General features: G+C 69.4%; 20 protein-coding genes and 2 tRNA genes. 14 read left to right on the top strand and 8 right to left on the bottom strand.

Annotated elements, in window-relative coordinates:
• Positions 1 to 27: 27 nt before the first annotated feature.
• Positions 28 to 1278, bottom strand: coding sequence for an alpha/beta hydrolase fold domain-containing protein (locus tag ACTOQ2_RS16910; RefSeq protein ID WP_440100495.1), 1251 nt, complete (start codon positions 1276 to 1278; stop codon positions 28 to 30).
• Positions 1279 to 1468: 190 nt separating this feature from the next.
• Here ACTOQ2_RS16910 and ACTOQ2_RS16905 point away from each other — a divergent pair, with 190 nt between their 5' ends.
• From ACTOQ2_RS16905 to ACTOQ2_RS16890, 4 genes are all read left to right on the top strand, one after another.
• The gene (locus tag ACTOQ2_RS16905) at positions 1469 to 3541 is read left to right on the top strand and encodes an ATP-dependent DNA helicase UvrD2 (protein ID WP_440068560.1); all 2073 of its coding nucleotides are present in this window, start codon (positions 1469 to 1471) and stop codon (positions 3539 to 3541) included.
• Positions 3538 to 4404 (top strand): acyl-CoA thioesterase II, encoded by an 867-nt coding sequence (tesB, locus tag ACTOQ2_RS16900; RefSeq protein WP_440068562.1) that lies wholly within the window; start codon positions 3538 to 3540, stop codon positions 4402 to 4404. Before ACTOQ2_RS16905 ends, tesB begins: the two co-directional genes overlap by 4 nt.
• A 543-nt stretch (positions 4405 to 4947) precedes the next feature.
• Positions 4948 to 5217, top strand: coding sequence for a WhiB family transcriptional regulator (locus ACTOQ2_RS16895; RefSeq protein ID WP_329085648.1), 270 nt, complete (start codon positions 4948 to 4950; stop codon positions 5215 to 5217).
• A 132-nt stretch (positions 5218 to 5349) separates the two neighbouring features.
• Entirely contained in the window at positions 5350 to 5544 is a 195-nt protein-coding gene (locus ACTOQ2_RS16890) for a hypothetical protein (RefSeq protein ID WP_440068564.1), read from the top strand.
• Positions 5545 to 6014: 470 nt separating this feature from the next.
• Here the strand turns inward: ACTOQ2_RS16890 and ACTOQ2_RS16885 are convergent, their stop codons facing one another.
• Together ACTOQ2_RS16885 and ACTOQ2_RS16880 are read right to left on the bottom strand one after the other, a co-directional pair.
• Complete coding sequence (locus ACTOQ2_RS16885) at positions 6015 to 7352, bottom strand: ABC1 kinase family protein (protein ID WP_440100494.1); 1338 nt, start codon at positions 7350 to 7352, stop codon at positions 6015 to 6017.
• Positions 7353 to 7415: 63 nt separating this feature from the next.
• Entirely contained in the window at positions 7416 to 8516 is a 1101-nt protein-coding gene (locus ACTOQ2_RS16880; RefSeq protein ID WP_440100493.1) for a ThiF family adenylyltransferase, read from the bottom strand.
• Between the two features lie 466 nt (positions 8517 to 8982).
• Here ACTOQ2_RS16880 and ACTOQ2_RS16875 point away from each other — a divergent pair, with 466 nt between their 5' ends.
• From ACTOQ2_RS16875 to ACTOQ2_RS16865, 3 genes are all read left to right on the top strand, one after another.
• Entirely contained in the window at positions 8983 to 9768 is a 786-nt protein-coding gene (locus ACTOQ2_RS16875; RefSeq protein WP_440100492.1) for an enoyl-CoA hydratase/isomerase family protein, read from the top strand.
• Positions 9769 to 9909: 141 nt separating this feature from the next.
• Positions 9910 to 10425, top strand: a complete 516-nt coding sequence (locus ACTOQ2_RS16870) for a M48 metallopeptidase family protein (protein WP_329085638.1) — start codon at positions 9910 to 9912, stop codon at positions 10423 to 10425.
• On the top strand, positions 10422 to 11021 hold the full coding sequence (locus ACTOQ2_RS16865) for a DUF2064 domain-containing protein (protein WP_440068572.1): 600 nt from the start codon (positions 10422 to 10424) through the stop codon (positions 11019 to 11021). Before ACTOQ2_RS16870 ends, ACTOQ2_RS16865 begins: the two co-directional genes overlap by 4 nt.
• 125 nt (positions 11022 to 11146) lie before the next feature.
• On the opposite strand, the gene ACTOQ2_RS16860 is transcribed toward ACTOQ2_RS16865, so the two are convergent.
• From ACTOQ2_RS16860 to ACTOQ2_RS16850, 3 genes are all read right to left on the bottom strand, one after another.
• The gene (locus ACTOQ2_RS16860) at positions 11147 to 12052 is read right to left on the bottom strand and encodes an endonuclease/exonuclease/phosphatase family protein (protein WP_440100491.1); all 906 of its coding nucleotides are present in this window, start codon (positions 12050 to 12052) and stop codon (positions 11147 to 11149) included.
• 283 nt (positions 12053 to 12335) lie between these two features.
• Positions 12336 to 12881 (bottom strand): NUDIX hydrolase, encoded by a 546-nt coding sequence (locus ACTOQ2_RS16855; protein WP_440100490.1) that lies wholly within the window; start codon positions 12879 to 12881, stop codon positions 12336 to 12338.
• Positions 12878 to 14197 (bottom strand): zinc-dependent metalloprotease, encoded by a 1320-nt coding sequence (locus ACTOQ2_RS16850; RefSeq protein WP_440100489.1) that lies wholly within the window; start codon positions 14195 to 14197, stop codon positions 12878 to 12880. The genes ACTOQ2_RS16855 and ACTOQ2_RS16850 overlap by 4 nt, the downstream gene beginning before the upstream one ends.
• Positions 14198 to 14276: 79 nt before the next feature.
• Between ACTOQ2_RS16850 and ACTOQ2_RS16845 the strand changes: the two genes are divergently transcribed.
• From ACTOQ2_RS16845 to ACTOQ2_RS16815, 7 genes are all read left to right on the top strand, one after another.
• The gene (locus ACTOQ2_RS16845) at positions 14277 to 15350 is read left to right on the top strand and encodes an NAD-dependent epimerase/dehydratase family protein (protein WP_440068603.1); all 1074 of its coding nucleotides are present in this window, start codon (positions 14277 to 14279) and stop codon (positions 15348 to 15350) included.
• A 191-nt stretch (positions 15351 to 15541) separates the two neighbouring features.
• Positions 15542 to 15967, top strand: coding sequence for a molybdenum cofactor biosynthesis protein MoaE (locus ACTOQ2_RS16840; RefSeq protein ID WP_440100488.1), 426 nt, complete (start codon positions 15542 to 15544; stop codon positions 15965 to 15967).
• 83 nt (positions 15968 to 16050) lie between these two features.
• Positions 16051 to 17097, top strand: a complete 1047-nt coding sequence (locus ACTOQ2_RS16835) for a YlbL family protein (protein WP_440100486.1) — start codon at positions 16051 to 16053, stop codon at positions 17095 to 17097.
• Positions 17098 to 17375: 278 nt separating this feature from the next.
• Positions 17376 to 20324, top strand: a complete 2949-nt coding sequence (locus ACTOQ2_RS16830; RefSeq protein ID WP_440100484.1) for a UPF0182 family protein — start codon at positions 17376 to 17378, stop codon at positions 20322 to 20324.
• A gap of 74 nt (positions 20325 to 20398) precedes the next feature.
• A tRNA-Met gene (locus ACTOQ2_RS16825) sits at positions 20399 to 20472 on the top strand.
• A 634-nt stretch (positions 20473 to 21106) separates the two neighbouring features.
• A tRNA-Met gene (locus ACTOQ2_RS16820) sits at positions 21107 to 21183 on the top strand.
• A gap of 161 nt (positions 21184 to 21344) precedes the next feature.
• On the top strand, positions 21345 to 21773 hold the full coding sequence (locus ACTOQ2_RS16815) for a PH domain-containing protein (RefSeq protein WP_440100483.1): 429 nt from the start codon (positions 21345 to 21347) through the stop codon (positions 21771 to 21773).
• 140 nt (positions 21774 to 21913) lie between these two features.
• On the opposite strand, the gene ACTOQ2_RS16810 is transcribed toward ACTOQ2_RS16815, so the two are convergent.
• On the bottom strand, positions 21914 to 22147 hold the full coding sequence (locus ACTOQ2_RS16810) for a hypothetical protein (RefSeq protein ID WP_440100482.1): 234 nt from the start codon (positions 22145 to 22147) through the stop codon (positions 21914 to 21916).
• A 53-nt stretch (positions 22148 to 22200) separates the two neighbouring features.
• Complete coding sequence (locus ACTOQ2_RS16805; protein WP_440068588.1) at positions 22201 to 22611, bottom strand: hypothetical protein; 411 nt, start codon at positions 22609 to 22611, stop codon at positions 22201 to 22203.
• Positions 22612 to 23152: the final 541 nt, after the last annotated feature.

The following is a 23152-nucleotide window of genomic DNA, read 5'->3' as shown; positions in this document are numbered from 1 at the left end:
CGCCATTGGCAACAAGGCGAGGGCCGTTCATCTTCCCGATGAGAGCAGCTTCTCCGCGACCCACTGCTGAACCCGTTCCGCCACGCCGGGCAGCCGGTAAAGAGGCGCGCTGTGCTCGATGCCGGGCTCGGTGACGATCGTCACCGGCACGCCGACCTGGCGCAGGTGCTCCTTGAGCTGCTTGCCGTGCTCCGGCGACACGAACTCGTCCTCCGAGTGCACGACCAGCATGGGCGCGTCACCGCGGCTCGCGTGCCAGGGGACCTCCATGCTCGCCCATACCCGGGCGCACTTGCCGGTGGGCTCACAGCCCCCGGCGAGCTTGATGGCCGACTCGCGCAGCTTGCGCTTCTCCAGGTCGAAGGTGTCGGTGCCCTCGGTGTACGCCGTGAGCGGGGAGATCACCGGGGAGATGCCGACCACGCCGCGCAGGCCGGGCAGGCGGCTCTTGTAGGTGCCCGCCGCACCGGCCAGGTGGCCTCCGGCGGAGAAGCCGACGATCACGTAGTTTTTCGGGTCGAAGGACCACAGCGCCGCGTGCCGCCGCGCGGTGGCGATCGCGTCGAGGGTGTCGGTGCGCTGGGCCGGCCAGGAGGCGTCGGTGGAGAGACGGTAGTTGATGTTGAAGACGACGTAGCCCTGCTCGGCGTAGCTCCGGCTTATCTCGGTCATGTACTTCTTGTCACCCGACGACCACCAGCCGCCGTGGATCAGGAAGACACCGGGCCGCTTCAGCTCGTCGGTCTGGTACCAGACGTCCATGCGCTGGCGAACGTGCGGGCCGTACGCGACGGTGTTGACGACGGTGCCCTGGGCCAACGGGTCGGGCTCCGCCACCGGAGGGGGTGTCGGGTTGCCCTCGCCGGTCCTTTCCGTGCCGCTCTTCGAAGTAACGGCCTTCCCCGCGCCGACCTTTCTGGCCTCGGTCGCGCCGGCTCCGGCGGCCCTGGTCTCGGCCGCGTCCGTGGCGGTCCTGCCGGCACCGGTCCTGCTGACACCGGCCCTGCCGACGTTGGCCACTCCCACGCTGGCCCTCGCCATGCCGTACCTGCCGGTGTCCGCTCTGTCCGCTCCGGACCTCTCCGTACCGGAGGCCCTCTCGGTACCGGTCCCGGCCGTGTCGGCGGTCCCCCCGGTGGCGGCCTTCGCCGGGCTGGGCGTACCGCTGGCCTGGGCTGGAGTCGAGAGCACGTGGGCATGCGCGGTCGTGTACACCACCGCGGGTCCGATCATCGCCGCCGCCAGGGCGAGCGCACCCACGGTTACCCCAGTTCGCACGGGCCTCTTCCTTCCCCGGAATCGTTCGGCCCCCATTGTGGAGTAAAAAGCCCGCTTTGTGCATCTCGACGAACCACATAGGTTGACGGCGGCAAGTTGCCAGAATGACTGATGCTTGGCCGGTGACTGGGAGGATGTTGCCGCCCGGTCCGTTCGACCGCGTGTGTTCGACTGCGTGTAAGGAGGCTCCGTGGGGCCCGACGACGTTCTGGCGGCACTGGATCCCGAGCAGCGTGAGGTGGCCGAAGCCGTCCGGGGGCCGGTCTGCGTCCTCGCCGGAGCCGGGACGGGCAAGACCCGCGCCATCACCCACCGCATCGCGCACGCGGTCCACAGCGGGGTGGTCGACGCCCAGGGCGTGCTGGCGGTGACGTTCACCACACGCGCGGCCGGTGAGCTCAGGCAGCGGCTGCGGCAGCTCGGTACGCCGGGCGTGCAGGCTCGGACCTTCCACGCCGCCGCGCTGCGCCAGCTCACCTACTTCTGGCCGCGCGTCATCGGTGGCGACCCGCCCAGGGTGATCGAGTCGAAGCTGCCGCTGCTGATCGACGCCTGCCGCTCCCTGCGCAAGAACCAGGACCGCTCCGAACTGCGCGACATCGCCTCCGAGATCGAATGGGCCAAGGTCACCCAGATCGCCCCCGAGGACTACGCGGAGGCCGCCAGGAAGGCGGGCCGCACCTCGCCCGTGCCCCCCGAGGAGGTCTTCCGGCTCTACGAGGCCTACGAGAACCTCCGCCGCGAGCGGCACCTGGTCGACTTCGAGACCATCCTGGAGCTCACCGCGGCCGTGATGACCGAGCACCGCGAGGTGGCCTCCCAGATCCGCCAGCAGTACCGCTACTTCGTGGTCGACGAGTACCAGGACGTCAACCCGCTGCAGAAGCTGCTGCTCGACACCTGGCTCGGCGGGCGCGACGACCTGTGCGTGGTCGGCGACCCCAACCAGACGATCTACTCCTTCACCGGCGCCACCCCCCGCTACCTGACCGGCTTCTCGGTCGAGCACCCCAACGCCACCGTGATCAAGCTGGTCCGCGACTACCGCTCCACCCCCCAGGTCGTCTCCCTGGCCAACCGGGTGCTCGACAGGGCGCGGACCCCGCACAAGCTCGCCCTGATCGCCCAGCGCCCGGACGGCCCCGAACCGGTCTTCACCGAGTACGACGACGAGACCGCCGAGGCGGAGGGTGTGGCGCGGGCGGTGAAGAAGCTCGTCGGCGGCGGCGTGCCGACCCGCGAGATCGCCGTGCTGTTCCGGGTCAACGCCCAGTCCGAGGCGTACGAGCAGGCCTTCGCCAAGGCCGGTCTGCCGTACGTGCTGCGCGGCGCCGACCGCTTCTTCGAGCGCCCCGAGGTCCGCCAGGCGGTCGTGCTGCTGCGCGGTGCCGCCCGCTCGGCCGAACCCGGCGACACGCTCGTCTCGACCGTGCACCACATCCTGTCCGGCATCGGGCTCACCCCCGAGGCACCCGGCGGCGGCAAGGCCCGCGAGAAGTGGGAGTCGCTGAAGGCCCTGGCCGACCTCGCCGAGGACCTCGCCGCCACCGGCGCCGACCTGCCCGCCTTCGTCGCCGAGCTGGAGCGCCGGGCCGGGGAGCAGCACGCGCCGCCGGTCGAGGGCGTCACCCTGGCCTCGCTGCACGCCGCCAAGGGCCTGGAGTGGGACGCGGTCTTCCTCGTCGGCGTCACCGAGGGCATGCTGCCGATCATCTACGCCGAGACGCTCGACCAGATCGAGGAGGAGCGCCGCCTCCTGTACGTCGGCGTCACCCGCGCCCGCGCCCACCTGGGGCTGTCGTGGGCGCTGGCGCGCTCGCCCGGCGGGCGGCGTTCCCGCAAACCCTCCCGCTTCCTGGACGGGCTCACCGGCCGCTCCGCGCAGAAAAGCCGCGTCGCCGCCCCGGCCGCGGCGGCCGATCGCCGCCAGGTCGCCGCTCCGATCAGCTGCCGGGTCTGCGGCAAGACCCTGGCCGCCGCCGCCGAGCAGAAGCTCGGCAGGTGCGCCGGCTGCCCCGCCGACTACGACGAGTCGCTGCTCGAGTCGCTCAAGTCCTGGCGTACGGGAGTGGCGAAGCACGAGAAGATCCCCCAGTGGGCGATCTTCACCGACGTCACCCTCCAGGCCATCGCCGAACGGGCGCCGCTCTCGGAACAGGACCTGCTGGCGATCACCGGAATCGGACGCGTCAAACTGGATCGTTATGGCGAGGCGGTGCTCGAACTGTGCCGTATCGCCGCGAACCGGACGGAGGGCGCGTGAACGAGGCGTTGAAGGAGCTCCTGGACCTGCTCGACCTGGAGCAGATCGAGCTCGACATCTTCAGAGGGCGTAGTCCGGAGGAGCGCATCCAGCGTGTCTTCGGTGGCCAGGTGGCCGCCCAGGCACTGGTCGCCGCGGGACGGACGGTGCCCGACGACCGCAACGTCCACTCGCTGCATGCCTACTTCATCCGTCCCGGCGACCCGGCCATCCCGATCGTCTACAACGTCGAGCGGGTCCGCGACGGCCGGTCCTTCACCACCCGGCGGGTGGTGGCCGTCCAGCACGGCAAGGCGATATTCACGATGTCGGCCTCCTTCCACGTGACGGAGACCGGTGTCGAGCACCAGGCGGTCACGATGCCCCAGGTGGTCGATCCCGAGGGCCTGCCGCTCTTCCAGGACCGGATGCTCCAGGCCGTGGGGACGGATTCGCCACTGCGCGAGTGGGTGTCCAGGCCGAGGCCGGTGGACGCCCGCTACGTGACGCCCCTCACCTGGGAGGCCTACCGCGACCCTGAGCTGCGCGGTTCAAACACCAACGTGTGGTTCCGCTACGACACGGAACTGCCCGACGACCCACTGCTGCACGTGGTGCTCGCCGCCTACGCCTCCGATTTCACCCTGGTCGACACCGTGCTGCTGACCCACGGCCTGGCATGGGGCGCGTCCAACCTCTCCGGTGCCTCGCTGGACCACGCGATGTGGTTCCACCGTCCTTTCCGCGTGGACGAGTGGATGCTCTACGCCCAGGAGTCGCCGTGGTCGGGGGCGGCGAGAGGGCTCGCCAAGGGAGAGATGTTCACCCGGTCCGGAGAACTGGCCGTGTCGGTAGTGCAGGAGGCGATGATCCGCGTGAGATAGTCGCAAAGTCGCAGGTAGAAAATATGTTGCCCCCTCCCGGGGCCGGGGTTTAGGGTCATGGTCAAGCAAGTCGGACGCTACTGTCCGACGATCCACGAATGGAGGTGAGTCCGCTGTGAGGAACATTCTGATGTCGTCCCAGATGGGGCTCACTTCCGCGCGCCGTAACACCGTTCTGCCTTGTGGCAGCCAGGCCATCCTCGCCAGAGGCGCGGCTGCTCTGGTTCTGCAGGCCAACCCTGCCCATCTCCAGGTGGAGACCGGCCGTTGGTTCGCTCCGATCGCCTTCCCGGCGACGGACGTTCCGGCTGCTCGTAACCGAGTGGGCGACAGCTACGCAGCAACGACCAAGCACATCGGAAACGGTGGACTGCGCGGTCCGCAACCCTGGGGGCATCCTCCGGTCATAACCTGACCGAGGAAAAAGCCTTCAGGCCGCGGATCCGCACCCAGGATCCGCGGCCTTCTTGTTTGTCCGCGTCATTCCTGACCCCCACCCCAAGAGGTAATCAAAGATCAACACCTAGCTGAGAGGTGAAGCAGATGGGGGCCCAGACGGTCATGGACCTGATCGACGAAGCCACAATCCCCTGTCGTACCGACCCCGACCTGTGGTTCGCCGAGTCTCCGGAGGACGTGGAGTTCGCCAAGGCGCTCTGCGGAGGCTGCCCGATCCGTGAGGCCTGCCTGGCCCGCGCGCTGGAGCGCGAGGAGCCGTGGGGCGTCTGGGGCGGCGAGCTCGTCCTGCGGGGGGCGATCGTCCCCCGGAAGCGTCCGCGCGGGCGTCCCCGCAAGAACCCGGTCGCTGCCTGAACGATCCGGTCGCTGCCCGGACCGCCGAGAACCATGAACCACCGAGAACCGCACACCACCGAATCACCGAGAACCTGAACCACCGAGAACCCGAGCCATCACGAGCCGGACGTTTCCGAAAGGACCATTCCGATGAGCTACTTCACCGCCAGAGGCCTCGACCTGCCGTCTATGCAAGAAGAACTGGTCCGTGACCGAATACGGACCCTTCACCGCGAGGCGGAGGAGCATCGCAGGGCCGCCGGCCTTCAGCGCCTCCAGCGCGCGGAGCGCGACGCGGAGCGTGCCTCGGCGCGCCTGCGGAGCGCGATCCTGCGCCTCGTCTGATCTGCCGTGTCTGTTCGGTAAGAACCGGCGGCGACGTGTGGAGAACGCACGACAGACACACGTGGTCGCACGCGAGACGGATCGAAGAACGAGACGGACGAGAAAAGCGAGACGGACGAACGAGGGGTGACCCGCTCCGGCGGGCCACCCCTCAAGCGTCTCGCCAGGCCCACCATGCCGCGGGACGCCACCGGGCATCGCGGGGCAGGGATGCCAAGGGATGTCGCGGGACACCCAACGACACCCAACGACACCGAGGGGCGGCAGGGGACGGCGCCGGACGGCGAGGGACGCCGGAGGACGGCGAGGGATGTCGGAGGACGGCGAGGGATGTCGCCGAACGTCGCGGGATGGCGAGGGATGGTCACCTGGCGAGGGGCGCCGAGGGGCGCCGAGGGATGTCGCGGGACGGCGGGGAATGTCGCCGGGTGCCGAGGGGATCGAGGGGCGCCGGGGAAGAAAAACATCCCTCAGGCGCTGGTGAGGGTGGGTTCTCCCGAATCCTCGTCGGCGAATCCGGGGACCCAGCGGATGACCTCCTCGCGGAAGCGGGCGGTGGCGCCGAGCTGGCAGAGGACGCCGACCCCCGCCGCGTGCACGCGGTGGATGAGGACGTACGAGGCGGGCAGGTTGAGCTGGCGCACCACGTTGCCGGGACGCAGGTCGGTGGCCGTGGCGGCCTGCCGCTGGAGCCACTCCCTGCTGAACGAGAACTCCTCCACGGCGGTCGGCTCGACGTAGGGAGCCAGGAACGCCCGCAGGGCTTCGGGGTCGATCTCGATGTGCGGCTGGATGAAGCCCTCGTCACGCAGGCCCTGCACCACGGTCGACATATCGCCGTTGTTGAAGATGCGGGTCAGTTTTCCGAAGACCGTTGGGTATCCGTCGGGCATCCGGTTGACCGCGCCGAAGTCGAGCACGCACATCCGGCCGTCCTCGACGATTCGGAAGTTGCCCGGATGGGGGTCGGCGTGGAGCATGCCCAACCGCGCGGGCGAGGAGAACAGGAAACGGACGAGCTGGAGTCCGGCCCGGTCGCGCTCCTCCTGGGTGCCGTCGGTGATGATCCGCGACAGTGGGGTGCCGTCGACCCATTCGGAGACGAGTACCTGCTCGTTGGCGGCGATCACGTCCGGGATCAGGAAGTCGGGATCGTCCTTGAACTCCAGGGCGAAGGCGTGCTGGGCCTCGGCCTCGCGAAGGTAGTCGAGCTCCTCGACCACCCGCTCGCGCAACTCGCTCAGGACGGCCTTGATGTCGAGGCCGGGCAGTAGCACCCCGAAGAGCTTGCCGAGCCGGGACAGCTGGGTGAAGTCGGAGAGCAGAGCCTTGCCCGCCCCCGGATACTGGATCTTGACCGCGACCGTCCGGCCGTCGTGCCAGACCGCCTTGTGCACCTGCCCGATCGACGCGGCGGCGGCCGGTCTGTCGTCGAACGACAGGAAGTTCTCCCGCCAGTCGTCGCCCAGCTGCTCGACGAGGACCTTGTGCACGGTCGCCGCCGGGAGCGGCGGGGCCGCGTCCTGGAGTTTGGTCAGGGTGGCGCGGTAGGGGCCGGCGATCTCGGCGGGCAGCGCAGCCTCGAAGATGGACAGCGCCTGGCCGAGCTTCATCGCCCCGCCCTTGAGCTCTCCAAGAACCTTGAAGATCTGCTCGGCGGTGCGTTCCTGGATTTCCTGGGTGACGATCTCGGCGGACTTGCCCCCGATCCGTTTTCCGAGACCGAGAGCGGTGCGGCCGGCGAACCCGATCGGCAGGGCCGCCAGCTTGGCGGAGCGCGCAACGGCGCGGCGCGGAAGGTCACTCACCTTGGTTGGCGGCGCGTCCACTGGTACAGCGAGACGCCGCTCCCTCCCTTCGCTGTGTGTCCGTCAGCGGCAGGTAGCCGACGCGACCATTGTTGGCGAACCCAACTCGTTTCGGAAGCAACGACATTGAGGATGAACACTCCAGGATCGCCTCTTCCAGCTCAAATCTGGCAATATTTCCATTGTGCTGTTTGTCACAGCGGGTTCACGGCCGTCGATCGCAGCGAGTGCGTGACCTGCCGCCGACGCCGCCACCAGCGTCGACAGCGCCGTGCCACACGCGATTTCTCCCGCGGGGAAGCCGCCCAGCCGGGCACTGACGACGGGCCATCCGGGGTCACGATCCCGTCGGGTCAAATCCAGGCAGTGCAGACACGTGCTCCGTCCGGGCAGCACCAGGGGGCCGACCGACCCGGAGCCCTCGAAGGCGGTGACCAGCAGATGCGGTATCTCCCACTCGACGAGCTCCCTGACCAGGAGACCGTCCAGCGGCACCACCGGCGCGAGCACCGCCAGGTCCGGAGGCCTGGCCCCGTCGGCCAGCTGGGCCGCCCCGTCGCCGGTCCAGGCCGTAAGACCGGGCGCCAGCCTCTTGGCCACCGCGACCGCGCCGTCCTGCCTGCTCATCCCCACCTCCGTCCAGCCGAGGCCACCGGGGACGACATCCCGTCGCCGCGCCGTACCGGGATCGATGACGCAGATCCGGCCGACCCCGGAGGCGGCGAGCAGGCCGACGACCTGCGCGCCCACCCGGCCCGCGCCGTAGACCCGCACCTGGGCCTCTCGCCGGCGCTCCAGCGCGGCGAGCCCACCGTCGATCGTGCCCGGGGTGAGGGAGAGCGCGTCGAGATCGGGCTGGAGCCGATCGCGCTCGGCCATCGCGAGCGCGCGCAGCGGGCCTGGACCCGCACCCGCGTCGTCCACCACGCCACGGCTGACCAGCAGGTCGAGCAGGGTCCGGCCGCGCTCCTCACCGAGACCCGCCTCGGTGGCGCCGGCCAGCACGCCCGCGAGATCCCGTACGCCGTCGAGGCTCTCCACCCAGCGGCGGACCTCGGGCTCGAGGTCGGTCAGCACCACCGCGTGGCGGGGATGCAGCCCGAACTGCAGGGTGCGCCCGTCGCGGGCGACGCGGCGCAGAGCGGGCTTCAGACGTGGTCGCATCGGAGAACCTTTCCTCGGGGCGGCCTGCGGATGAGCCGGTGAGCGGGGGACGAGCAGGCCGGGGGGCGGCCGGGGGTGGCCGGGTGTGCCAGCGTGGCATGGCCCCGCACGGTCCCGGACTCCTTTTCCCGCGCCTGTGGATAACTCCCGCCCTGTGGATAACCCGCCCCCGGGGCCGATCCGAAACGAGCCTTCCGCCCCCTCCGTCCCGTGGATGCGCCCGTCTCGGGGACGTGGGGGCTTCCGCCTCTCCCGGACGAGGGACGCCCGTTCCGCTCACCGGAGCGGGAAATCCGTCTCGCCTTCCGGGACGGGAAACGGCAGGGGAGACGGCCGGATGGTTTCGAGAGCGACGGGAGGGATGGGGACGATGGGGGCGGGCGGGCCGGAGAGGCTGCGGAGGCAGGCGAGGGGCGGGCGGCCCCGGGAGGTGGTGGGCGGGAGAGCGTGGGTTACGCTCCCCGGCATGGACGAGCTCTTGGTCGACCGGCGTGACGACGGCGTCGCGGTGCTCACTCTGAACCGCCCCGATCGGCGCAACGCGATGACCGAGGGAATGACCGCCCGGTGGCGGCTGGCCGTCGCCGATCTCGCGGCGGACCGCGACCTCCGGTGCGTCGTCGTCACCGGGGCGGGAAACGCGTTCTGCTCCGGAGGAGACCTGTCCTGGCTCGCCGAGCGGGCCGCCGAGGGAGTGCCCGCACTTCGCGAGCGGATGCTCGGTTTCTACCGGACCTGGCTGGCGATCGCCGACCTGGAGGTGCCGACCATCGCCGCCGTCAACGGCTCGGCCGTCGGAGCGGGACTGTGCCTCGCCCTCGCCTGCGACCTGGTCTACGCCGCCGAGGAGGCCAAGCTGCTCGTCCCCTTCACCTCGCTCGGCCTGCACCCTGGCATGGCGGCGACCTACCTGCTGCCCAGGGTCGCGGGGGTGGGCGTGGCCCGGGAGATGTTGCTCACGGGGCGGACGCTGACGGGCGCGGAGGCGGCGCCCGCGGGGTTGGTGACCAGGGCGTTTCCCCGCGAGTCGCTGATGGCCGAGGTGATGGGGATCGCGTCGCGCACGGCGGCCGGCGCGCCGGCCGCCACCCGGCTCACCAAGATCGCCCTGGCGGGTGGCGGGCACGCCGACCTCGACGCCGCGCTGCGCTGGGAATCCCTCGCCCAGCCGGTCACGATGATCTCCGGTGACATGCTTGAAGGGCTGGCGGCCCAGAGAGAACGACGGGCTCCGCGATTCGGCAACGCATGAGACGGCTGATATCCAGGTTAATTAGATAAGTCACGGTCATAGTTGATCACCCGTGTTGAACAATCGACGAACGGGGATTGACCAGCGGGAACGTGTTCTACCCCCTGGTGTGAATTCGCCATTCTCGGCTACCGTTCATATGTGCCCCCCGAGACAGTCGAGGTCCGCCGCAGTTCTCGCCGCCGGCGGACGGTTTCTGCGTACCGCGACGGCGAGAAAACGATCGTGCTCCTCCCCGCCGGTCTGAGTAGCACCGATGAGGAACAATGGGTGCGCCGTATGCTCGATCGCCTCGCGGCCAAGGAGCAGCGCAGACGTCCCTCCGACGACGATCTGCTCGATCGGGCCGTCGATCTGTCGGCCCGCTATCTGGGCGGGGAGGCGAAGCCGTCGAGCGTGCGCTGGGTGGAGAACCAGCAGCACCGCTGGGGCTCGTGCACCCCTGATCACGGCACCATCAGGATCTCCACGCGGCTGCGGGGCATGCCGTCGTGGGTGGTCGACTACGTGATCATGCATGAGCTCGTCCACCTGCTGGTGCCGAGTCACGGCTCGCGCTTCTGGGCGCTTGTGGAACGCTATCCCAAGGCCGAGCGGGCGCGGGGCTTCCTGGAGGGATTCTCCACGGCGGCCCACGGTTCCGCGGAGGAATGTTGACGGAAGACCGAGTGGTGGCCGTTCTCGTCACGCCCTCCGTGGCGGACGCGGCTCCTCCGGGAGTCGACGCCACCGACTTCCTCACCGCCGTCGCCGAGGACGCCTACGAGCTCGTCGCCGGCCTGGACTTCGTCTCTCCCGTCGTGGTGACGAGCGTCCCGGGCATGGAGGAGATCGTCTGGCCGGGCACCCCGGTCGTCGAGATCCCCGATCTTTCCGGCAGCGCCCTGGTCGAGGCGGCCTTCGCGGCCCTGCCGTACGGCGAGCAGGCGGTCCTGCTGAGCGCCGACGCGCCCGACCTGCCCCCGCTGCTCATCGGAAAGCTCTTCCGCGAGCTCGGCAGGGCCAGGATCGCCGTCTGCCCGGACGCGGGGGGCGGCACGGTCGCGCTGGCCGCCCACCTGCCCTATCCGGACTGGGCCGCGGTGGGCCTTGACGACCTCGATCCGATCAAGACGCTCCGCGCCTCCGCGCCCGGCAGCCGTATGGTCGCGAGGGGCCCGGGCTGGCACCGCCTGCGCACCCCCGGCGACATCCGCCTCCTCGACCCGGGCCTGGAAGGCTGGGACAACACACGGGCGCTGCTCTCGCCCTGAGGCCTCGGGTGATCGCGCGCCTGGTCGCCCGTCCGAGCCGTCCGAGTATCCGGCCGTCCGAGTGTCCAGGCGGCTCAGGGTGGTTCAGACGGCCCGCGAGACCGGGTGCCCTGGTGCCCGGCCCGTCAGGGCGGGGGCAGGCGTAGGTCGGCGAAGACGGCCCGGTGGTCGGTGCCGGGAACGCTGTGCACGCTGACCGCGTTCACTCCCACCCGCCGGTCCACCACGACGTGGTCGATTGTGATCAGCGCGGGGACGCGCTTGTTGACCGGCCACGTGGGGGTGAGGCCCTCCCCGGCGCTGTCGGCCGCGTCCAGATAGCCACGGCTCAGAAAACGGCGCATGGCCGCGTGGTCGAGGCTGGCGTTGAAGTCGCCGGCGAGGACGCGGATCGTGTCGGGCGCGGCGGAGGGCAGCGCGTCCAGCGCCGCCGTCCAGTCGTACACCTGCCTGCCCAGCGGCGGGAAGGGATGCACGTCGACGATCTCGACGGGCCTGGCGCCGGGCACGGTCATCAGCGCGGCGGGCATGTTGTGCCCGATCGCCTCGAACAGGTTCTTCCTGGGGGTCAGCGGATACCGCGCGTACAGGCCGCTGCCCCCGGCGCTCCACTCCGGCTCCAGCACCTGGTACGGCATGATCCTCCCCAGTCCGGCCGCCTCCAGCTTCTCGACCATCCCCGGTGTCAGCTCCTGGGTGCTGAGCACATCCGGGTTCAGGCGCCGGACCAGATCCATCACGGCGCCGGGTTCGGCGCGCCCGAACAGCGTGTTGAGCGTCAGCACCCGCAGGGGCGTCCCCGTCACGGCCTCCCCGGAGCGCAAGGCCCTGGGGAGCACGCTGAGGCCGAGCGCCGCGGCGGTGACCAGCGCCACGGCCGTCACCGTCCGGTTGCGGGCCAGCGCGGACAGCAGCACCGGCACGAGCGAGGCCGCGGCCACGTACGGGGTACCGGTCATGAGCTGGGTGGTCAGCGAGTCGCGTTCGAGCCCGGCCACCCGGGCCACCGCCCAGGCGGCGAACGGGGTCACCACGGCCCAGGCGAGGCTTCTGGGAATCCTCCGGCGGCGGCGCCGCGCCGGCGGCACGACTGTGCCTCCGACGCCTCCGACGCCTCTGACGCCTCCGACGCCTTCGACGCCCCTGTCAGCCACGATGTCCACACTCACAGTGCCCCGATCCGCTCCGTACAGCCTGATGAGGACGAAGATATCCGGGGAAAGGTGAGACACGCGTAAAACGGTCCAACGCCCTCGGGGCACGCCCAGGACGGCCCGGAACCGGTCGCCGAGCCGCACGAGGCCGAGCGTCCGGTCACGTGGAGCGCAGAACCTCGCGGGCGCGGCGGGCCAGGCGGCGGGTCGCCTCGTCGGAGAGCTCGGGGATCTCCTCCACCGGGAACCAGCGCAGGTCGAGCGACTCGGCGCTGATCACGGCCTCCACGCCGGCGGGGGCGACGGCGCCGTACTCGACGTCGAGGTGGCTGCTGTGCGGCGGGTGGCACCAGACCAGGTGACGGTCGAGCGCGAGCGGGCCCGGCAGCAGCCGCAGGCCCGGAATGCCGGACTCCTCGGTGGCCTCACGCAGCGCCACCGCCTCCAGGGAGGCGTCGCCGCGCTCGCAGTGCCCTCCCATGGGCAGCCACATCCCGGCCTTGGGGTGCAGCGTCAGCAGCACCCGCTCGCCGTCGTGGGAGAGCACCGCGGTCGTGGCCGTCAGGTGGCCCGGGACGCACTCGCGCCACATCGCGTCTTCGTTGGCGTGGAGGTGCTCCAGGAACTCCTTGCGAAGGATCTCCTCCTCCGCCGTGGGCGCGGTCCATCCCGTGAGCACCTCCTTCGCGTCGGCGCGCAGGCTCACACGCCGCCGTCCCGGCCGCCGTCGTCCTCGCGGCCCTTCCCGTCGTCGCCGTCCTCGCCCGGGGCGGCCGGAGGCTCCTGCCGCGGGGTCCCCTCCAGGGACGACAGGTCGAGCTCGGGCTCGCCCCGTACGAACCTCTCGGGGTTGTCGAGGTCGTCGGCGGTGGGCATCAGGTCGGGGTGGTTCCAGACCGCGTCGCGGCCGTCGACGCCCCGGTCGGCCTCCAGGGCCTGCCACAGGGCGGCGGCCTCGCGCAGGCGGCGGGGCCTGAGTTCGAGGCCGACAAGCGTGGCGAAGGTCTGCTCGGCGGGGCCGCCGGTCGCCCTGCGGCGCCGTACGGTCTCCGACAGCGCGGTCGCCGAGGGGAGCTTGCCGTCCGCGGCGCCGTCCACGACGGTGCCGACCCAGCCCTCGACCAGGGCGAGCATGGTCTCCAGCCGGGACAGGGCGGCCTTCTGCCGCTCGGTCTCCTCGGGCTTGAGCAGATTGCCGCCGCTCAGCGCCTGCTGGAGCTGCTCGGGGTTGTTGATGTCGAGCCCGCGGAGCTGCTCCTCCAGCGCGGAGGCGTCCACCGTGATGCCCTTGGCGTACTCCTCCACGGCTCCGAGCAGGTGCGCGCGCAGCCACGGCACGTGCTGGAACAGCCGGTGGTGGGCCGCCTCGCGCAGGGCGAGGTAGAGGCGGATCTCCTCGGAGGGAGTCTCCAGACCCTGGCTGAACGCCGCGACGCCGCCGGGCAGCAGGGCGGCGTTGTCCGACAGCGGCAGGCCGATGTCGGTGGAGCCGATCACTTCGAGGGCGAGCGAGCCGACGGCCTGGCCGATCTGCTGGCCGACCATCATGCCGCCCATCTGCTTCATCATCCCCATCAGCGGCCCGGCCATGGCCTGTGCCTCCGGGGGCAGACCGGTGGCGCTGAGCGTGCCGCTCATGGTCTCGACCATGCGGGCGGCGATCGGGTCACAGAGCTTCTGCCAGACCGGGACGGTCTTCTCGATCCACTCGGAACGGCTCCACGCCTGGGGGTTGCTCACCCCGCTCGGCAGGGAGGTGGCCTCGTTGAGCCACAGATCGGCCAGATTCAGGGCGTCGACGATCTGGCGCCGCTCGCCCTCCATGACACTTGGATCGCCCTCGGCGACCACGACGTGCCGTGCGATGTTCTTCGCCATGTCCCAGTTGACGGGACCTGAGGTCGGCGGAGCGGAGAGCATGTCGGCGAACTGGCGCATTGCCGCTGCGATCTGCTCCGGGTTGCCGAACATGGCGAACGGATTCTCGTTGGGGTCGTTTTCCCGACCTGGCAAGTCAGTCACCGCTCTACCTCGTGCAGGATGGAGGAGTCCACATCCGCCACGTTATCCGTCGCATGGCGGGTCAGTGCAAAGTGAGGACCTGGTGCCTACCTCGAAACGCTCCCGGCCCCCCGTCGTCGCCGTCACCGGCGCCGCCTCGGGCCTAGGCCGTGCCTTCCTCGCGAAGGTCGCCTCGTCTGCGGATTTCCGCAGGGTCGTGGCCATCGACGAGCAGCGTGGTGATGTTCCCGACGTCACCTGGCGGGTCCTCGATGTCCGAGATCCGCTCTTGGCGAACCGCATATCTGATATTGACGTGCTCGTGCATCTGGCGGCCGACTACGCGCTCGACGTCAACCCGGCGGAGCGGCGCGCCTACAATCTGCGAGCGGCCCAGACGGTGCTCACCGCCAGCGCCGCCGCACGGGTGCGGCGGGTCGTGCTGGTCACCAGCGCCATGGTGTACGGCGCCGTTCCCGAGAATCCCGTCCCGCTGCCGGAGGGATCGGCGGTCGCCGCCGAGCCCGACACGGGCATGGTCGGCGACCACCTGGAGATCGAGGCGCTGGCCCGGCGCTCCCTGCGCAGCCATCCCGGTCTCGACGTGACCGTGGTCCGGCCCGCCGCGGTGGTCGGTCCCGGCGTCGACAGCGTGGTGACCCGGCACTTCGAGGCGCCCAGGCTGCTGACCGTCAAGGGCTGCAGCCCCCGCTGGCAGTTCTGCCACGTGGACGATCTCGTCTCGGCCCTTGAGATGGCGGCGCTGGGCACGGTCTCGGGGGTGGTGGCCGTCGGCGGCGACGGCTGGCTGGAGCAGGAGCAGGTGGAGGAGATCTCCGGGCTGCGACGGCTGGAGCTGCCCGCCGGGCTGACCTTCGGGACCGCCCAGCGCCTGCACCGCCTCGGCGTCACCCCGGCCCCGGCCACCGACCTGCACTACGTCGTCTACCCCTGGGTGGTCGACTGCGCCGCGCTGCGCGAGGCCGGATGGAAGCCCCAGTGGAGCAACGAGGCCGCGTTCGAGCAACTCCTGGAGTTGCGCGAGGGCAAGCACGCCGTCGTGGGCCGCCGCCTGTCCGGCAAGGAGGCCACACTCACCGCGGCCGGCGCCACCGTCGCCGTCCTCGGCACCGCGGCGATCGTCCGCGCCGCCCGCAAGAAGCGCCGCCCCTGACGTTCGCGCGGGGCGAACGTTCCGCGATTGGCGTACCGGTTCGTATGAGTTCGCATGAACCATGCGGGTTCGTAGGGGCTCGCGTCGTCCACAGGGGGCGTGGAGGACGACGAGGCAGGATGACCCGGGTGCCTGCCCCCGAGAGGGTGAGCGGCCGAAGGCCGTTTTTCCCGGGCGGTACGCTTTGCGGCGTGGATGTCATCCGGTTGCTCGATATTCGCGACAGCGCGCTCTCCGTCGACGAGGTGCTCGCCGCCGTCGGCGACCACGCCGCGGGCGGCACGACCGTCTTCGTCGGCACAGTACGCGAGCAGGATCACGGAAAGCCGGTCACGAGCCTGTCCTACTCGGCGCACCCGAGCGCCGCGGACGAGCTCCGCCGGGTGGCCGAGAAGATCGCCAAGGACTTCCCCGTGACCGCCCTGGCCGCCGTCCACCGGGTCGGCGACCTGGAACTCGGCGACATCGCGGTCGTCGTGGCGGTCGCCGCGCCACACCGGGGCGAGGCGTTCGAGGCCTCCCGCAGGCTGATCGACGACCTCAAGAGCCAGGTCCCCATCTGGAAGAACCAGCTTTTCACCGACGGCTCCTCCGAGTGGGTCGGGGCCTGCGAGTGAGCCCGGCCGGCGGGTGCGCGGCCGTCGGCGCGGCGGCGTCCGGGTGCGGTTTCATGACCTGTCGTACGGCATAGGCTTTGTCCATGTCCCGACGAGCGCTGACCCTCATGGTGGCGGGCTTCCTCACGCTCATGCTCGCGCTGGTCGGCGCCGTGCTTCCGGTGCCGTACGTCGTGCTGAGTCCCGGGCCGACCGAGAACACGATCGGCGACGTCGACGGCAAGCCGGTGATCAGTGTCGAGGGGCACCAGACGTATCCGACGGAAGGCAAGCTCAGCCTCGTCACCGTCGCCTACCAGGGCGGGCCCGGCACCAGGATCGACCTTTTCAGCGCGCTCAGGGGATGGATCGATCCCACCATCGCGGTCGTGCCCGAGGAGACGATCTTCCCTCCGACGACCACCGCGAAGGAGGTCGAGCAGCAGAACACCCAGGAGATGACCAACTCCCAGGACGACGCGACCGCGGCGGCGCTGACGGAGTTGAAGATCCCCTACAGCTCGGTCGTGACCGTGGCCTCCACCGAGAAGGGCCTGCCGGCCGACGGGAAGTTCAAGGTCGGCGACGAGATCGTCTCGGTGGACGGCACGCCCGTGTCCGACCGCGAGACCGTCTCCGCCTCCGTCCGCAGGCACAAGCCGGGCGAGCAGGTCAGTTTCATCGTCAACCGGGGCGCCCAGAGCGTGACCATCGCCGTCCCGACCGCCGCGGGCAGGGACGGCAACCCCATCGTGGGCATCACCATGCGGGTCGGCTACAAGTTCCCCTTCCAGGTAAAGATCAACGTCGGTGACGTCGGCGGGCCGAGCGCGGGGATGATGTTCTCCCTGGGCATCCTCGACAAGCTCACCCCCGGGGCGCTGACCGGCGGCAGGTCCATCGCCGGGACCGGGACGATCACCGCGGAGGGCGAGGTCGGCCCGATCGGCGGCATCCAGCAGAAGATGGTCGGCGCCAGGAAGGCGGGGGCGACGGTCTTCCTCACCCCCACGGAAAACTGCGCCGAGGCGGTCAAGGCGATCCCGGCCGGCCTCAGGCTGGTCAAGGTCTCGACCCTGCACGAGGCCGTCCAGGCGGTCGACGCGCTCCGCACCGGCTCGGGTTCCGTGCCGAGCTGCCCGGCCGGCTGATCCCGGAACCGGGCGGGGGAGAAGCCAGAAAAGCGGGACGCCACGCCCGATCCACGAAAAAGATCAGGTTTTCCGGTCCCGGGCCTCGTCGCGGGGCACTCATCGGGCCTCTCGTACGTTGGACCTGTGGACCCGAGACCAGCGGGCGTTGTGGCCGGACCGTGCCCGAAAGGCTGAACGCGACCCAACTCCCGCCGGTGTAGGTTGCCAGACACGGACCGTGCTCTTACGACAAGGGGTTGGCCTTGAGCTTCCGGACCCCCGGAGCCGGCAGGGCAATGCGCTTGCCCCGCCGGCCACGATTGTTAGTTCCCGTCGCGATCGCGCTGGTCGCGATAGTCGCGTTGTTCTTCCTCTTTGCCAGCATTTTCACTGATTACCTCTGGTACGACTCGGTCGACTACACGGCCGTCTTCTCCGGTGTGGTCGTCACGCAGATCCTGCTCTTCATCGTCGGCGCGTTGCTGATGGTGGGCATCGTCGGCGGCAACATGCTGATGGCGTACCGGATGCGGCCGATGTTCGGCCCGGGGATGTTCGGCGGCGCCAGCGGCGCCGACCGGTACCGCATGGCCCTCGACCCGCACCGCAAGCTGATCTTCCTGATCGGCGTGGCGGTGCTCGGCCTGTTCTCGGGATCGTCCTTCTCCGGGCAGTGGAAGACCTGGCTGGAATTCGTCAACGCGACGCCGTTCGGTGAGGTCGACCCGCAGTTCAAGATCGACATCTCCTTCTTCATGTTCACCTATCCGTTCATCCGGATGGTGCTGAACTTCCTGTTCGTCGCGGTGGTGCTCTCCGCCCTGCTGGCGGCGATCGTGCACTACCTGTACGGCGGGTTCCGCCTCCAGTCACCCGGCGTGCACGCCTCGCGCGGCGCCCGGGCGCACCTGTCGGTGCTGCTCGGCGTCTTCGTGCTGCTGAAGGCGATCGCCTACTGGGTCGACCGGTACGGGCTGGTCTTCTCCGACCGGGGATTCCGGCACGGCGCCTCGTACACCGACGTCAACGCGGTGCTTCCCGCCAAGAGCATCCTGGCGGTCATCGCCCTGATCTGCGCGGTCCTGTTCTTCGCCGGGGTCGTGCGATCCGGCGGAATGCTGCCCGGCGTCGGCTTCGGGCTCCTGGTGCTCTCGGCCATCCTGATCGGCGGGGTATACCCGGCCCTGGTCGAGCAGTTCCAGGTCAAGCCGAACCAGCAGGGCAAGGAGCAGGAGTACATCAAGCGCAACATCGACGCGACCCGAAAAGCCTACGGCGTCAACGACGCCGAGGTGATCGACTACACGGCTCAGGGAGACCCGGCCAAGGTCAACGTCACCGCCGACAGCTCCATCTCCGGCGTGCGCCTGCTCGACCCGAGCCTGGTCGCCAAGACCTACCAGCAGAAGCAGCGAATTCGCGGTTACTACGACTTCCACGAGCCGCTCGACGTCGACCGCTACCCCGACGCCAACGGCACGCTGCGCGACACCGTCGTGGCCGTGCGAGAGCTCACCGGACCGCCGGCGGAGCAGAACAACTGGATCAACCGGCACCTCGTCTACACCCACGGCAACGGCTTCGTGGCCGCGCCCGGCAACGAGGTCGACTCCGAGGGCCTGCCCAACTTCAACGCCAAGGACATGCCGGTCACCGGTTCCCTGGCGGAGCGGACGAAGCTCAAGGAGTCGCGGATCTACTACGGCGAGGCACCCGGCTCGACCGAGTACGTCGTCGTAGGCGGCAACGGCCAGCGGGACCAGGAGCTCGACTACCCCGAGAGCGGCGGCACCGGCCAGAAGAACACCACCTACGACGGCAAGGGCGGGGTCCCGGTCGGCTCCTTCATCAACCGGATGCTCTACGCCGCCAAGTACGGCGAGATCAACCTGCTGCTGTCGGGTGACGTCAACACGAACTCCAAGATCCTCTACGAGCGCAACCCGCAGGCGCGGATCGCCAAGGTGGCGCCGTTCCTGAGCCTGGACGACAACCCCTATCCGGCGATCGTCGGCGGCCGGGTGGTCTGGATCGCCGACGCGTACACCACGTCCAACGCCTACCCGTACTCCCAGAGCAAGAGCCTGGAGGCGATGACGCGCGACACCATCACCGACCCGCGCCTGGTGGTCCCGCAGCCGCGCGACCAGATCAACTACATGCGCAACTCGGTGAAGGCCATGGTGGACGCCTACGACGGCACCGTCAGCCTGTACGCCTGGGACGAGAAGGACCCCATCCTGCAGACCTGGCGCAAGGCCTTCCCCGGCGTCATCAAGCCGCAGACGGAGATGTCGACTGAGCTCAGGCAGCACCTCCGCTACCCGGAGGCGCTGTTCAAGGTCCAGCGTGACGTGCTCTCCCAGTACCACATCTCCGACCCGAACGCCTTCTACAGCGGCCAGGACTTCTGGAACGTCCCGAACGACCCGTCGTCGGGCGAGCGCGACATCAAGCAGCCGCCGTACTACCTGTCGGTCAAGATGCCGAAGACCGCGGCGCCGTCGTTCTCGCTGACCACCACGTTCGTACCGCGCCAGGGGCCCAACCTGGCCGCCTTCATGGCCGTGGACGCCACCCCGGGAGCCGACTACGGGAAGCTGCGCATCCTGCGCATGCCGTCCAACACCACGATCCCCGGGCCGGGCCAGGTACAGAACAACTTCCAGAACAAGTTCTCCGGCGAGCTCAACCTGCTCGGACTCGGTCAGGCGAAGGTCCGCTACGGCAACCTGCTGACCCTGCCGTTCGCCGACGGCCTGGTCTACGTCGAACCGGTCTACGTGGAGATCGCGGCCGCCTCCGGCCAGGAGCCGTACCCGATCCTCCGCCGCGTCCTGGTGGCCTACGGCAGCAAGGTCGGTTCGGCCGACACGCTCAAGGGCGCGCTGGAGCAGGTCTTCGGCGGTGGCACCCAGGCGGCGCCACAGGAGGAGGCCAAGCCCGGCGAGGCCAAGCCCGAGGAGGCCAAGCCCGCCACCGCACTGGCCCAGGCGATCGACGAGGCACAGGCGGCGTACGACAAGGCGCAGAAGGCCCTCCAGGCCAACCCGCCGAACTGGACCGACTACGGCAACGCCCAGAAGGAGCTCCAGGCGGCGCTGTCGAAGCTGAAGGGCACCGAAGCGACGACGGGCGCTACCCCCACCCCGTCGCCCTCGCCGTCGGGAACCCCGGCGCCGTCGGCGACACCGTCCGCCACACCGGTCCCGTCGGTCACATCGACGCCCGCACCGAGTCCCTAGGAGACACCCGAGGGCCCAGCGCCATTCGATTCGCGCCCACCACCAAAGCCGGGTATGGTTAAGACATACACCGACGCGGGGTGGAGCAGCTCGGTAGCTCGCTGGGCTCATAACCCAGAGGTCGCAGGTTCAAATCCTGTCCCCGCTACAAGAGAAGGCCCCGGTCGCCGGAAACGGCGACCGGGGCCTTTGTGTTGTCGCTCCTTCCGGGAAAGACCGGCTTTTCCCTCAAAAAGGCCCTCTGCCAAAAACCCGCTCCCAGCAAAGACCGGATACGTGTCTCGCGAAACGCGCCCGCACAGCGGGTACGCGGATCCACGACACGGGCCCTACCCGGGGCCGTCCGGCCCCGCAGCGCTTGTCATCGCCACGCAAGGGTCCGCGGCCGCCAGGCGCTGCCCCGACGGCGCCACGGAGGCCCTGAGCCCGCACCACGGCACGGGTGTCCTGCCGGTCCACCTGCTCGGACTCATCCGGTCGGTGACCGCGGTGGTGCTCTGGCGCCCCGGCCACGCCCTCTTCATCGGTGGCACTTCGTGCTCGGGGGCTTCGCGCGGTCGATGACCGGTTGCGCGGACATCACCGTCATTCACGTGCCAGTGGCCCCGGGCCCATCCCTGTGGCCCCGGGCTCATCGCCCTCACCCGTGGCCATGCTGACCTGGGCGATCACCCCGCGGCACGAGCCCTCGCGGACGGGACGGCGCGGGGCACGCCACTCCGCGTTCCCGTACCGATTTGCAGCCGGAGGGGGATTCCGGATATTGTTCAAACACACACCGACGCGGGGTGGAGCAGTTCGGTAGCTCGCTGGGCTCATAACCCAGAGGTCGCAGGTTCAAATCCTGTCCCCGCTACCAATCGAAAGGCCCTGATCTCTCAGAGATCAGGGCCTTTCGCATTTCCGGCAGCCGGAACCGTCTTTCTGCGCCGGGGCATCACACCGTCGTGGGCGTGGTGGACGAGAGGTGCTTCGAGAGGTACTTCGAAAGATGCAGAGTCCGAGGGGTAGCGTGCCGCTGTGGCCGAAACGTCCGAACCTGTCCTGCGCTGGCGCGTGCGCCGCGACCTCCTCATCATGAAGATCGTCGCCGCGCTCGCCTTCGCGGTGCTCACGGTGTTGACCCTCGGCGACCTCCGAGGTGCGATCCTGGCGGGTGTCGCGTCCGTGGTCCTGGTGGTCCTGGCGGTGCGCGACGTCCTCGCTCCGGTACGGCTGACCGCTGACGGCGAGGGCCTCGTCGTGGTGAAGGGCTTCGCCGGATCCGAACGGGTGCCGTGGAGATCCGTCGAGCGCATCCGGGTGGACACGCGGACCCGCTTCACCTCGCGTACGGAACTCCTGGAGATCGACACGGGGGAGAGCATCCACCTCCTCAGCCGGTTCGATCTGGGGGCGCCGTGCCGGGAGGTGGCCGACGAACTCCGCTCGTTCCGGACGGGTTCGTAGCCTCTTCGGGCTCCGCCGGCCGAAGGGCCCTGCTCGCGGGGCGATCCCCGGCCATGCCTTCGGGGCCTTCGGGGCACCGCCACGGGCCGGGACCCGGCGCCGGTCGGCGGCTGCCGGGACTCGGCCCGCGATGACGTTCGTCAGGCTCTGACCCTCACCCGGCGATGTCTCGGGACGAAACTGGGCTTGGTACGGCGTACCAGCAGGCTCGCCTTGTAGAGAGCCCAGCAGGTGAGGAAGGCCCCGAAGGAGACCTGCCCGATCCAGGTCCACCCCGAGGTCTCGACGGCCGCGAACATCACTACACCGGTCCAGACAAAGCCGAAGACGCCCACGAGGGTCGCCGCAGCCCAATTCAGCCCTCGCTGCAACATGCCTGGAGTCTTACAGATCTTGGTTCAAGGCCAGGTCAATGACGCGGAACGCCTCATCGTGGGAGGCTACGGCTTGTGCCGGCACACCTCCGCGCGCGAGACCCGCCGGTGCCCATCGGGGTGGCTCCAAGAGGGTTCTCCTCGAGACAGGCCAGCAACGCCGCCGCGGTATGGGCGTCGGCGAGGATCCGGTTCACCTCGTCCTCGGATGTCGGGAGCTGGCCACGCTTGGCGAGCTCGTCGGTGAGGAAGGTCAACGGCTCCGGATAGTCGGCCGCCTCCGCGGCGACCGTCGCCCGAGCCGCGGTGAGGAGACGCAGATAGTAGGCGCGGAGGGTCGCCTCCCTCATGCGTGCGTCTTCAAGGTCGTTCAGCAGAGACCTGGCAACCCTCAGTAGGTCACCTGGATGGTCGGCCTCCGCGTCGATGTGCGCGCGGATGTCGTCGAACTCCGAGCGGGTCATGGTGCTCACCTCCACGGCGGAGTCAGGATCCTGACCCTCGCGCCTACTTCGTATCCAGAGTCGATTGCGAATGGCTTGACGTCTGGTTGCGCGCTTCGACTTCCTATGACTGTTTGGGACGCGCGAGTCTCCGGGATGGTTGGCAAGTTGTCTCTGTGACGTGAGAGTCCTGGTAGTGTTCTTTCCGCAGGGCAGCGAAGTTCCAGGTTTAAACCTTCTGGGGCGGACGAATTGCCCAGCAAAACCCTCTCTGATCCCGGCAAATCGGGCGTGTCCGCACGATTGGACAACGACCGGATGTTGGAGTAAGTTAGAGGGGTTGCCCTGGAAACGGGGCAGTCGCAATCCTAGCGGGTTCGGCGGGATCGAGTCGAGAGTCGGAAATCCGACAGTTTGACACGAAACCGGCACTTCCGATAAGATAGTGACACGAAATGGAACGCCCCGGAGTTCTGCCGGACCGGTTGGTCGGGTCAGGGTGATGGTGTACGCGTCCGTTTCTTGAGAACTCAACAGTGTGTTAAAAGCCAGTGCATGAAGC

The organism is Streptosporangium sp. H16, assembly GCF_051918855.1.
Lineage (GTDB): Bacteria > Actinomycetota > Actinomycetes > Streptosporangiales > Streptosporangiaceae > Streptosporangium.
This window is presented reverse-complemented; position numbering and strand designations above follow the sequence as displayed.

What these genes read in the sequence shown, in the direction of transcription:
- ACTOQ2_RS16895 (WP_329085648.1), top strand. Translation starts at nt 4,948, where the DNA reads ATGGGGGCCCAGACGGTCATGGACCTGATCGACGAAGCCACAATCCCC.
- ACTOQ2_RS16890 (WP_440068564.1), top strand. Translation starts at nt 5,350, where the DNA reads ATGAGCTACTTCACCGCCAGAGGCCTCGACCTGCCGTCTATGCAAGAA.
- ACTOQ2_RS16880 (WP_440100493.1), bottom strand. Translation starts at nt 8,516, where the DNA reads ATGCGACCACGTCTGAAGCCCGCTCTGCGCCGCGTCGCCCGCGACGGG.
- ACTOQ2_RS16875 (WP_440100492.1), top strand. Translation starts at nt 8,983, where the DNA reads ATGGACGAGCTCTTGGTCGACCGGCGTGACGACGGCGTCGCGGTGCTC.
- ACTOQ2_RS16835 (WP_440100486.1), top strand. Translation starts at nt 16,051, where the DNA reads ATGTCCCGACGAGCGCTGACCCTCATGGTGGCGGGCTTCCTCACGCTC.
- ACTOQ2_RS16830 (WP_440100484.1), top strand. Translation starts at nt 17,376, where the DNA reads ATGCGCTTGCCCCGCCGGCCACGATTGTTAGTTCCCGTCGCGATCGCG.
- ACTOQ2_RS16810 (WP_440100482.1), bottom strand. Translation starts at nt 22,147, where the DNA reads ATGTTGCAGCGAGGGCTGAATTGGGCTGCGGCGACCCTCGTGGGCGTC.
- ACTOQ2_RS16805 (WP_440068588.1), bottom strand. Translation starts at nt 22,611, where the DNA reads ATGACCCGCTCGGAGTTCGACGACATCCGCGCGCACATCGACGCGGAG.